The organism is Spirosoma utsteinense (genome assembly GCF_014282275.1).
GTDB classification, from domain to species: Bacteria; Bacteroidota; Bacteroidia; order Cytophagales; family Spirosomataceae; genus Spirosoma; species Spirosoma utsteinense.
Genome location: NZ_VFIA01000019.1, coordinates 56,558 through 68,580, shown reverse-complemented (window position 1 = coordinate 68,580; position 12,023 = coordinate 56,558). Strand labels below are relative to the sequence as shown.

General features: G+C 53.9%; 9 protein-coding genes. 6 read left to right on the top strand and 3 right to left on the bottom strand.

What is annotated here, in order from left to right:
- Positions 1 to 54: 54 nt before the first annotated feature.
- Positions 55 to 783 carry a DUF2064 domain-containing protein gene (locus tag FH603_RS16010; protein ID WP_186738546.1) on the bottom strand — a complete coding sequence of 243 codons (729 nt, stop codon included), beginning with the start codon at positions 781 to 783 and terminating at the stop codon, positions 55 to 57.
- Positions 784 to 990: 207 nt separating this feature from the next.
- Between FH603_RS16010 and FH603_RS16005 the strand changes: the two genes are divergently transcribed.
- Both FH603_RS16005 and FH603_RS16000 read left to right on the top strand, forming a co-directional pair.
- On the top strand, positions 991 to 2,934 hold the full coding sequence (locus FH603_RS16005) for a KUP/HAK/KT family potassium transporter (protein ID WP_186738545.1): 1,944 nt from the start codon (positions 991 to 993) through the stop codon (positions 2,932 to 2,934).
- Between the two features lie 55 nt (positions 2,935 to 2,989).
- A complete protein-coding gene (locus tag FH603_RS16000) occupies positions 2,990 to 4,051 on the top strand; it encodes an NAD-dependent epimerase/dehydratase family protein (RefSeq protein ID WP_186738544.1) in 1,062 nt (353 codons plus the stop codon).
- A gap of 129 nt (positions 4,052 to 4,180) precedes the next feature.
- On the opposite strand, the gene FH603_RS15995 is transcribed toward FH603_RS16000, so the two are convergent.
- Entirely contained in the window at positions 4,181 to 6,028 is a 1,848-nt protein-coding gene (locus tag FH603_RS15995) for a beta-N-acetylhexosaminidase (protein WP_186738543.1), read from the bottom strand.
- Positions 6,029 to 6,139: 111 nt separating this feature from the next.
- Between FH603_RS15995 and FH603_RS15990 the strand changes: the two genes are divergently transcribed.
- Both FH603_RS15990 and FH603_RS15985 read left to right on the top strand, forming a co-directional pair.
- Positions 6,140 to 7,684: a Gfo/Idh/MocA family protein gene (locus FH603_RS15990; RefSeq protein WP_186738542.1), complete on the top strand. Its 1,545-nt coding sequence runs from the start codon at positions 6,140 to 6,142 to the stop codon at positions 7,682 to 7,684.
- A 167-nt stretch (positions 7,685 to 7,851) separates the two neighbouring features.
- Positions 7,852 to 8,610, top strand: a complete 759-nt coding sequence (locus FH603_RS15985) for an OBAP family protein (RefSeq protein ID WP_186738541.1) — start codon at positions 7,852 to 7,854, stop codon at positions 8,608 to 8,610.
- A gap of 10 nt (positions 8,611 to 8,620) precedes the next feature.
- On the opposite strand, the gene FH603_RS15980 is transcribed toward FH603_RS15985, so the two are convergent.
- Complete coding sequence (locus FH603_RS15980) at positions 8,621 to 9,766, bottom strand: FG-GAP repeat domain-containing protein (protein ID WP_186738540.1); 1,146 nt, start codon at positions 9,764 to 9,766, stop codon at positions 8,621 to 8,623.
- 75 nt (positions 9,767 to 9,841) lie between these two features.
- On the opposite strand from FH603_RS15980, the gene FH603_RS15975 reads away from it, so the two are divergent.
- Entirely contained in the window at positions 9,842 to 10,858 is a 1,017-nt protein-coding gene (locus FH603_RS15975; protein WP_186738539.1) for a glycoside hydrolase family 113, read from the top strand.
- 223 nt (positions 10,859 to 11,081) lie between these two features.
- Positions 11,082 to 11,864: an META domain-containing protein gene (locus FH603_RS15970; protein ID WP_186738538.1), complete on the top strand. Its 783-nt coding sequence runs from the start codon at positions 11,082 to 11,084 to the stop codon at positions 11,862 to 11,864.
- Positions 11,865 to 12,023: the final 159 nt, after the last annotated feature.

The window sequence follows — 12,023 nt, the reverse complement described above, 5'->3', positions numbered from 1 at the left end:
TTCGCCCGGAATGGCCTCGACCCGATCAGTACGTGAGGATACAGAGAAGGTTGCTCAGCCGGCAACCGGTGGGGCACGCAGACAGACGGTACGTACAGGAGCGAGATTTAACTGAAATTCGGGCGTCGTGAACCGGCGAAAGGATCGGCTAACCAGGCTCCACACGCGGTGGGCCAGGCCGGCAAAAGCGCCCAGCAGCCAGTTACCCGACCGGATATCGACCTGCTCATTCCAGTCAGCCCGAACGGCCGACAGACTTACGACCTGCCCGAAAGTAAGATCCAGGTACTGCGTTAAAGCCAGACCGAGCTGGCTCGTCTGCCAGGGAAGCGTTTGGAACAAAGCCGTTTCCGGCGTTGACCCGACCGACAAAAAACGCCGGTCCAGCGCGAACAAAAAAACACCTCCACGCTGGTCGTATCCAACGGGCAGCTGTCCCTGAAGCAGTGCATTGGCGGCAGCGCGCAGATCGTTGACGCGCAGGTCGGGGCAGTCGTTCCCAATGACGAGGACATGCTCGTAGCCCAGCGCCAGCGTTGCCGACACCGCCGTTTGTAGCTGTTCACCAAAGGAAGCCGAATAATCGGGAGCAGGCACAACACTGCCCGAGCGAATGCAGGGCAGACCAGCCGCGTTGACTTTAGCCGTCGTTAGCTGATGCAGCGTTCCCCAGAAGGCGCGGTTTCGATCTGCCTGTGGCCCGGCCAGTCCCTTACGGGCCGCAGCGAGCGTAGTAGGCAACGAAAACAGCAGAACAGCCGTCGGAGAACGTTGGTCGAACATGTTGATAGAATTGGGCACAAATAAACGCCCAAACTTCATAGAAAAAGATAATCTGTTCGTAAAGTTACGTACTGGTCTGGCAATTGATTTTTGACCGGCCTAACAAAAGGGTAACTTTCCCGGAACGCCACGTTAATCAATATAAACAAAGATTATCTTTGCGCCGTTTTATACCGTTCTTGGAGCGACTAGGCGCAAGCCTGTTATATGGAAGATAAGAAGCATTCAGACACCGTAACAGCCGCCGGCTTACTGGTGGCGATGGGCATCATCTACGGCGATATTGGTACGTCGCCCCTGTATGTGCTAAAGGCCATTATCGGCCAGACAAGGCCCATACAGCCCGAAATGGTACGTGGAGCCCTTTCCTGTATCTTCTGGACAATCACCCTTCAAACGACCATCAAGTATGTGATACTTATACTACGAGCCGACAACCGGGGCGAAGGTGGCATTTTTGCCTTGTATGCACTGGTCCGGCGGCATGCCCGGTGGTTAACGATCCCCGCTATTATTGGGGGGAGTGCCCTGCTGGCTGATAGTATCATAACTCCGCCTATCTCCGTCTCGTCGGCGGTCGAAGGACTTCGGATTTTGTATCCGAACATTGAAATTATCCCGATCGTTATTGCCATCCTGTCGCTCCTGTTCCTGATTCAGTCGTTCGGCACAGGCGTTGTCGGTACCGCTTTTGGCCCTATCATGCTCGTTTGGTTCACCATGCTGGGGGTTCTGGGAATTATCAACATCGCCGACGATCTGAGCATTCTGAGTTCGGTCAGCCCTGTGTATGCCTATCGCTTTCTAACCGAATATCCGGGTGCCTTCTGGCTGCTTGGCGCGGTATTCCTGTCAACGACTGGTGCCGAAGCGCTCTACTCCGACATGGGCCACTGTGGCCGTGCCAATATTCGGATGAGCTGGATATACGTTAAATCATGTCTCCTGCTGAATTATCTCGGGCAGGGTGCCTTCGTAGAGTCACTGGCAGGCCAGCCACTCGGCGAACGTAACCCGTTCTATGAACTCATGCCAGAGTGGTTCCTGATCATTGGTATCGGTATCGCCACAGCGGCTACGGTCATTGCCAGCCAGGCCATGCTGAGTGGTGCGTTTACGCTCATCAGCGAAGCTATCCGGCTTAACTTCTGGCCGAAAGTACGACTGCGTTACCCAAGTGTTCAGAAAGGACAGCTATACGTACCCAGTATAAACTGGTTACTGTATAGCGGCTGTATTGCCGTAGTGCTGTATTTTCAGGAATCGACGCGCATGGAAGCCGCCTATGGTCTGGCTATTACGCTGACCATGATGATGAGTACGATTCTGTTCAGTTATTACATGTACTCGCATAAATACAATGCCTGGCTGGTCATCTTCTTCCTGGTTTTCTACCTCAGCCTGGAAAGCTGTTTTCTGGTTGCTAACCTTGTCAAATTCCCGGTTGGAGGCTGGGTATCGGTGCTTATTGCGGGTGTCATGGCCAGCGTCATGATCATCTGGCTGCAGGCCTTTAAAATTAAACTCCGCCTGACCGAATACGTTCGTATCGACCAGTACACACAGTCGATCAAAGAACTTAGCCGCGACATCAGCATCCCCAAGTATGCGACCCACCTGGTGTTCATGAGCAATGCGGCCCGTCAGTCGGAGATAGAGTCGAAGATTATTTACTCCATTTTTCAGAAACGGCCCAAACGGGCGGATATCTATTGGTTCGTTCACGTCGACACGACCGACGATCCTTATACAATGGAGTACAAAGTGAATACCATCGCTCCGGACGATGCCTACAAAGTAACCTTCCGTCTTGGTTTCCGGGTGGAGCAGCGCATCAACCTGTTCTTTCGTAAGGTGATCGAGGATATGGTAAAAAATAAAGAAGTGGATATCACGAGCCGCTATGAATCGCTTAGCCGCCAGAACGTGATTGGCGACTTCCGGTTTGTCGTGCTGGAGAAATTCCTGTCGTTCGAGAACGAGTTGCCCGCCACCGAACGGTTCATCATGAATATCTATTTCACGATCAAAAGCTTCACCACCCCCGAAGACCGCTGGTTTGGTCTGGATAGCAGCTCGGTGAAAATTGAAAAAGTCCCACTCGTTATCCGGCCGGTCGAGAATGTTAAACTCAAACGTATAGCTTCGTAGAGACCGCACCGGCGGACCGGCAACCCGGTGCGGTCTCTACGCATTACTCTAATTTATGAAAATTCTTATTACCGGCGGAGCCGGATTCGTTGGCGCATCGCTGGCCATTTCCCTCAAGAAAAATTACCCGTCTTACCAGATTTTTGCGCTTGATAACCTCAAACGGCGCGGGTCGGAGTTAAGCCTGTCACGGTTGAAAGCCGCGGGCATCGAATTTCTGCATGGCGATATTCGGAGCAAAGAAGATTTTGATGCCTTGCCTGCGGTCGATACGGTAATCGAGGCCTCCGCCGAACCAAGCGTTCTGGCTGGTCTGGACGGCACCCCCGATTACCTCATCAACACAAACCTGTTCGGGACGGTCAATTGTCTCAACTTCGCCCTCAAACATAAGGCTAACTTTATCTTCCTGTCGACGAGCCGGGTGTACCCGATCAAAACGATTGAGACGCTCAACTTCGCCGAAGCCGATACGCGGTTTGTCCTCACCGACGATCAGCCCGTTCCAGGTGTGTCGTCGCGGGGTATTGCCGAAGACTTTCCCCTGACCGGAGCGCGGTCGCTTTACGGCACCACCAAACTGGCATCGGAATTACTGATCCAGGAATATAACGAGTTCTATGGCCTAAAAACGGTCATCAACCGCTGTGGGGTCATCACCGGCCCGTGGCAGATGGGTAAGGTCGATCAGGGTGTTATGGTTCTCTGGATTGCCAAGCACTATTTCGAGCAGAAGCTGGCTTATATTGGATACGGCGGTACGGGCAAACAAACCCGCGACATGCTCCACATTGCCGACCTGTACCGGCTGATTGATTGGGAGCTGCATAACCTTGACGCCGTGAACGGCGAAATCCTGAACGCGGGTGGCGGGGTTAAAAGCAGTGCTTCCTTGCAGGAACTGACGAGCATCTGTCAGGACGTGACGGGCAAAACGATTCCCATCACGTCTGTCGCCGAGAATCGGGCGGCTGATATCCGTCTTTACATTACCGACAACACCAACGTTACACAGCGCACGGGTTGGGAGCCTCAGCTAGGCATCCGCGAAATCGTCACCGACATCCACGACTGGCTGAACGAAAACCGGGATGCGCTCGAACCAATTCTGAAGTAGTTTGTAATTCCCTCACCCCCGGCCCCTCTTCCATAAGGAGAGGGGAGCAGGCCATCCGGCAGGCATTCCATCCGGAGGTTTTCACCCCTCTCCCTTTGGGAGAGGGGCCGGGGGTAAGGAAACTAGCTTTTACTTCATCCGCTTTTGTAAATCAGCTACGGTTAACTCCACCATCCGGCCAATGGGTTTGCCGTTTCGATAGGCAACTACTTTTAATACACCTGCTCCTTTGGGCATCAGAAATGGTTTGGTGTACAAGGGTGATCGATCATCCGGAAGGGTGTTATCGGTGGTATAGTACAGGAAGGCGTCGGGTAATTCGTGGCTTAGAAAGATGTCGAAAAAACCCAGTGGTGGCCGTTTCACGGCAACAATAGGATTGTACATACTCCGGGCGTAGTTAATACCGGCGGCATCGAACCGGCGGAAATGGTCTTCGACGCGGTTCACAAAGTCGGGCCAGTTCTTGCGCCCTCTGGGCGACCAAAGTACATCGGCCAGGGCGAAAGCACGCGGCCAGGTCATGTACTCCGCATGGCGGCTACTCGGCACCGACTCGGTCCACAAATTTCCCTGACCACCCAGAATAAGATCGGCCCGCACACTGTCAGGGACGGGCTCAAACGAATACGAATCGGTTAACCGGCAGATGCTATAGGTGCTGGGTTCAGCCGTGGGTTCACCCTGATAGAGGTCCAGGTAACAGTACTGCGCCGGGGTCATAATAACGGGGTGTCCCAGCCGGGCCGCTTCGATTCCTCCTTTCATCCCCCGCCAGCTCATCACCGTCGCGTTTGGCGCCAGTCCACCTTCCAGAATTTCGTCCCAGCCGATAAGCTTCTTACCTTTTGCCTGCACGATCTTCTCCACGCGCTTGATAAAGTAGCTCTGCAACTCCTCCACCGTTTTAAGATTATTGGCAGCCATCAGTGGTTTACACTCGGCACACTGCGCCCAGAACCCTTTGAACGCTTCGTCGCCCCCTACGTGGATATACGGTCCCGGGAACAGGGCGGCCACCTCCGTGAGTACCTTATCAACGAACAGAAACGTGCTGTCTTCGCAGGGATTGAGGTTGTTATCTTCGAGTTTATAAAATTTACCGTTTGTCGGGATAAGCACTGGCTTGTTTCCACAGGTCAGCTCCGGGTAAGCCGCAATGGCCGCCATCATGTGGCCAGGCATATCGATCTCAGGCACAACGGTTATATGCCGGTCGGCTGCGTAGCGCACCACTTCCCGGATGTCATCCTGCGTGTAGTAACCGCCGTAGGACGACGCTTCGCCCGGCATCGGGTTCTCGATATCGCCCCACGCCCCTACCCGTGGCACGCGGAACGCCCCTATCTGCGTTAGACGGGGCAGGCTTTTTATCTCGATCCGCCATCCCTGGTCGTCGGTCAGGTGCCAGTGAAAAACATTGAATTTGTACTGAGCCATCTGGTCGATGTAGCGCATCACGAATGCTTTATCGAAGAAGTGCCGGCTTACGTCGAGCATCAGCCCCCGCCAGCCAAATCGGGGCTGATCGCGGATGTGCAGAGCCGGTATTCGTTGCCCCTTGGTGGTGGTTACGAACTGCCCGGTTCGGCTATTGGCTACCGGCAGTAACTGGCGTAGTGTCTGCAAGCCATAAAATAGGCCGGCCGCTTCGGGAGCCGTGAGCAGAATACCCGTTGGCGTAACGGTCAGGTCATAGCCTTCGGGTCCAACCCCGGCTACTGCTGCCAGCCGGACGGTGATAGGACGGCTTTTAGGTATGTTCCGGTCGCTGATGGGGATGCCGGGCAGGTTATCTGTCACCATCCGGCGCACGGCAAGAACGGGTGTCAGGATATTCAGGCGGGTCTGGGACGTGATGACAAAGGAACCTCTACCCGGTTCGAGAGTTTGCGGAACCGGAATAAGGGCTGGAACAGAAACAGACTGAGCCAGCACCGGGCAACTTAGCAGCAGCAGAAAGACTATTTTTTTCATTAAGAATGGTTTAGGGGGATCAAAGGTAAAGCCAATAGGAAAAACATGGGGGGTGCCGGGTAAATTTTCGGCGCGGTGTCTTTTAGGTGTAAACTCTGATTATTACTTCTCATGAACCAAGCAGATAATTCAGCGCCCCATCAGCCTAGCTCCGGCACTCAGGACGATGCGCTGGCGTCAAAAGAAACAACGGGCATGGGCACCAGCCGTCGGCAGTTTCTCCAGGCTGGCGCGCTGGCTACGGCAGGATTCTTTATTGTTCCGCGCCATGTGCTCGGTGGAAAAGGATTTATTGCTCCCAGCGATAAACTCAATATTGCCGGCGTTGGCTTTGGCGGTAAAGGATTTAGTGATACCAACAATTCGTACAACAACGGGGCCAACAATATCGTGGCTCTTTGCGATGTCGACTGGGGCCTGGCCCGCGTCAAGGAAAATTTCACGAAACATCCCAACGCCAAACGCTACAAGGACTTCCGTGAAATGCTGGATAAGGAAGGTAAATCCATCGATGCGGTTACCGTGTCAACGGCCGACCATACGCACGCCATTATAGCCATGGCGGCCATGCAGCGGGGCAAGCACGTATACGTTCAGAAGCCGCTGACCCACAACATCTACGAAGCCCGGATGCTGACCGAAGCGGCCCGCAAGTACAAAGTCGTTACCCAGATGGGCAACCAGGGGTCATCGAATCCGCAGCAGAAGCAAATGGTAGAATGGTTCGACAAAGGCCTGTTGGGTACTGTCCATACCATTAACCTCTGGACCAACCGGCCCGTTTGGCCACAGGGCATTCCTGTTCCGCAGGCAGCGGGCGAAACACCCGTCGATCTGGATTGGGACCTCTGGCTCGGACCAGCTCAGAAAGTGGGGTATACCCCGGCCTACCACCCGTTCAAATGGCGCGGCTGGTGGAACTTCGGTGCCGGTGCCCTGGGCGACATCGGTTGCCACATCATGGATGTACCCTTCCGGGTGCTGGGCCTCGGTTACCCAACAGAAGTTGAGAGCAGTATCGGTTCTGTCTTCCTGAAAGACTGGACGCCTGAATACAATCCGGAAGGATGCCCGCCATCCTCTCAGGTGGAACTGAAATTCCCGGCTACGGGCAAGAACAAGTCGGAGGTGACAATGATCTGGGAAGATGGCGGTCTTCGCCCATTCCGCCCCGATATGTTGCCGGAAGGCGAAATGATGCCCGAAAACGGCGAGAACGGCGTATTGATGCAGGGAGATAAAGGGCTGATGGTGTGCGGCATGTATGGCGACGATCCACGGCTTTATACCAAAAACGGTCAGAAATACGAAGCAGCCCCTAAGCCCGGTAACAGTGGAGCGGTAAAACCCTTACCCGAAAATGGTCACCAGGTGCTATGGACTGAAGCCTGTAAGGCTGGATTCAACAGCAAAGAGCATAAGGCGCTTACCTCCTCGTTCGACTTTTCGGGTCCCCTTACAGAGTCTGTCCTGATGGGCAACCTGGCCATCCGCAGTTACACCCTCCGGACTGCCAAAGCCGACGGCAGAGGGTTCAACTATCCTGGTCGTAAAAAGCTTATGTGGGATGGTAAGAACATGAAAATTACGAACCTCGACGAAGCCAATCAATTCGTTAAACGTGAATACCGCGAAGGCTGGTCATTGCCTGCGTAACAGGTAATGCGGACTTCAGTCCGCAGAAAATTAACTGCGGACTGAAGTCCGCGGTACGCAAGAACCGCTCTTCGGGGCGGTTCTTGTCGTTTAAGGGTGCTATCCTAACTTGTCTAAACAACCTCCACAGCAGACCGTTGGTCAACGTATCAACAACTGATGACGGCATGAAACGGATTGGTAACTGGGCGGTACTGGTAGTGATAGCACTGGGCTGCGGAGGTAAAAACACATCATCGAACGTTCAATCGCCGGGCAGCGAAAAGACGACGAAGACCACCGTACTGGAGGCTGGCGCTACGGCGCTACAGGACAAAACCCCCGTCGACCGACTGGAGATCTATCTGAACGGATTTCATTTTTACAATGGACAGATAAACGGTCAGATGGAAGCACATCACTACTGTACGAAGCTCAACGAAGACCTGACCCAGTGCGTCATTTACGATGGGAACGGCAACGATGCCAAGATCATGGGTGTCGAGTACATTGTCTCTGAAAAACTATTCAAGACCCTGCCCCCCGACGAGAAAAAGCTTTGGCACAGTCATGCTTACGAAGTTAAAAGTGGGGAACTGATTGCACCGGGTTTACCCATTGCGGCTGAACACGAACTTATGGAAACCATCGTATCGACCTACGGTAAAACCTGGCATACCTGGCATACAGATCAGGACCTGACACTGCCGCTGGGTAACCCGGCTCTGATGATGGGCTTTACCAAAGACGGACAGCTTAAGCCTGATAAGCTTGCCGACCGCGATAAGCGTTTCAATGTATCGACCGCTGAAAAACGAAAAAACCGCAGCGACATTCCTGTTCCGCCTGCACAACCCGGTGCTAACTCCTGGCAGTCCGGTGAAATCATCCAGTTGCCTGCGCTGACGGGTCACAAGCACGAACACGTGAAGCAGAACAGTTTTTGACCTGTGCGAGCTACTTCCTTCCTTCGTTAAAGAACACCGTCAACCCGTCTTTGCCAGCTACCACAATATCACTGCGGCCGGTTTTGCGCAGATCGGCAATGGCGAAGTAGATGCCGGTACCTTTCCCAACACCCGCCGGGCCGTAGGCGATGTCGTGTTTAACGAACTGTTTCTTTCCGGCATTCCACGTGAAGTAATACAAGCCAACGGGATCTTCTTCGCCGGGGTCATTGCCGTTGTGGGCGCGGTACCGCTTACCCGTCAGGAGTTCGGGACGACCGTCGCCGGTAATGTCGACCCACTCCAGGCAGTGGTATTGCGAGTTTTTGTCATCGATGAGGTGTTTGGTCCAGCTGCGTTTTCCGCTGCCGTCGCGGATTTGCTCATACCAGTGCAGTCCGTAGCTATGGCCCTGCCCCACAATCAGGTCGTTGAGCCGATCGCCGTTGACATCGGTAACAATGATCGGAACACTTGCGGTACCCAGGCTAAACTCCGGATGCAGCGTCCATGGACCAGCCGTGCGGTCGGCGGGTGCTTCGAGCCAGCCCTTGCTCACGATCAGATCACCGCGTCCGTCGCCGTTGATATCGCCAAAGCCCAGACCATGATCCTGGGTGGGGGCTACGGTCACGATCTGAAACCGGCCCGCCGAATCGGGTCCGGGCTTTTTCAGCGTTACGTACTTCAGCGGATGGTTGGGATTGTTGGGAACCACGTCGAGCTTCCCGTCGCCGTCGACATCCCAGGCCCGCGCGGTTTCGACATTACCCACGCTGGCAATCGTATGGATAGACCAGCGGGCGTCTTTCCCCGGATTCTCCAGCCAGCGAAGCGTTCCGCCAAACCAGCCGCCCGTTACAAAATCCTGCCGGCCGTCGCCGTTTACGTCCATCGGAATAGTCGAAAAATCATCGTAATATTGATCGTGCCGAGGTTGGTTACCTATCAGGTGTCGTTTGCGAAAACGTGGCCCTTCGTACCAGAAATCGCCCGACACAATATCGAGGGTGTCGTTTTGGTCGACATCGAATACAGCAACGGATTCGTAACTTTCCGCAGCGACAAAATAGCGGCTGAAACGAACAGTGGGTTCGGGCGCAACGGCTCCGACCATGACAAGCACGACGAACAGGCTACTTACAATGCGACGCATAGCTAACTGGATTTAAAACCCGCACAGGCAGGTATGATCATTATTCTGTACTCCTGAACCCATTTGTTGCCTGAAATGACGACTCGTTTTCTTCTGCTCATCCTGGTGTTGCTCGGCTGTCAGGCCGCCCCGCCCTTTCAGTTTACCGGTTCGAAGCTAAAAGGCGTTAACCTGGTCGCACCTCCTCATCAGCCCGACTCAACGGCGCTGGCACCTGTCCGTAAAATGGGGGGCGAGTGGGTCGCTATTGTGCCTTATGGGTTCTGTAAGAAAGGTGATCCCCACTTTTTTTTCAGTGAAAACCGGCCCAAGGAAAAACGAAATTATGGGCAATGGTGGGGCGAAACACCGGCAGGGGTAGCCGGCACCGTGCGCATGGCCCGCATGCAGGGCTTGAAAACCATGCTCAAGCCACATGTCTGGATGCAGGGCGGGTCGCACCTCGACCTGGAATTCTCGAACGAGGCTGACTGGAAATCCTTCGAACACGACTATGCGCAGTATGTACTGTATTTTGCCAAAGTTGCCGACTCGCTGCATGTCGACCTGTACTGCATCACCACCGAACTCGACCGCTTTGCCATTGCCCGACCCGCCTTCTGGTCATCGCTGATTGGACAGGTAAAACAGATTTACCACGGTAAACTGACCTACGCGGCCAACTGGGATCGGTATGAGAAAATTCCCTTCTGGAAGCAGTTGGACTATGTGGGCGTAGATGCCTACTTTCCTCTCTCCGACGATCGGGAACCCACCGTACGGCAACTGGTCAAGGGCTGGAAACAACACGTAAAGCCATTACAGGCGATAAGTGCCGAGTACCAGAAGCCGATCCTGTTCACTGAATTCGGCTACCGAAGCTGCGACCATACCGCCCGCCGACCCTGGGAGTCAGACAACGATTGTCGCCCGAACGAAACGGCCCAGACTAACGCCTACTCGGCATTACTGGAAGCCGTATGGCCACAGCCCTGGTTTGCGGGCGGTTTTGCCTGGAAATGGTTTATGGAAAGCGACGTTCGGCACCGGGAGCGCGACCAATACAGTCCGCAGGGAAAACCCGCCGAAGCCTTATTGACCAAAGTCTGGTAGTTTTCCAGCCCAGCCCTGCCAGTGGTCGTAGACCCTGGTAGTGGCTGTATTTAGGACCCTGGTAGTGACTGTGATTAGGACCCTGCCAGTGGCTTATTTACCAGCAATATATAGCCACTACCAGGGTCTACGACCACTGGCAGGGCGTAACCAAACCACCCTGAATTAAACTTTTTCGCCCGTACTAAGTCATACGAATAGCTTTACATCCGCTACCAATACCATGCGTATCCTGCTATTCGGCCTTTTATTGGCAGTTACCGCCTGCCGACGCCCATCGAGCCAGATCAAATCGACTCTTACCCCCGTGAGTAGTTCCAGCGAACCAGCCGATTACAGCCGCTACCTCAAGGCAGGTGACGAAGTTGTGGCGCTGGGCAGTAAACCCATTTGGTCATTAACCATCAACCCATCGAAGAACACCATGCGGTTCAAAACGCCGGACGGTGATTCCATCAACACGCCCGTACCCGACCGGATCACCGATTCGAACGGCGGGTTCCGCTACACCGCTGACCTGGCATCAGGACGCCTGTTGGCCATTTTCCGACCCGACAGTTGTGTCGATGCCCTATCGGGACAACGGTTCGATTACCGTGTCGATGTCACGGCTCAGGGTAAGCATTACGTTGGCTGCGGAGTTTCGCTTCGACAGATGACGCTGTTGCAGGACATCTGGGTGCTGACCGAGCTGAATGGCAAACCGGTTTCGGCCGACAGTGAAGGCCGGGAAAGACCCCGTCTGGAGTTTATGCTGACCGAAGGCCGGGTAACCGGAACGACGAGTTGTAACCGGCTCAGCGGAAGCGTCAGGGCCGATAGCAGACAGCTCCAGTTTGGCCCATTGATTACGACGAAGATGGCCTGTTTAAACGACTCCGGTAATTTGGAGAATGAATTCCTACAGGGATTACAGACCCAATCTCTTTCCTATCAGGTTGGCGAGAGGCAGTTAACGTTACTCCGCAACAACGTTTCGCTGATGACCTTCAAAAAAGTAGATTAAAGTCTCTTAATGTCTTTGTATTTCACCGGCAGCCCGCTAACGGCGTTCGTTTTATTCGTACTTTTGATTCTTGTTAAAAGTCAATCAAACAATGGAATAAGTGAACCTCAAATCTAGTGACGGCAGCACTTACCCAACCAAATTGCATAACTCTCCTAT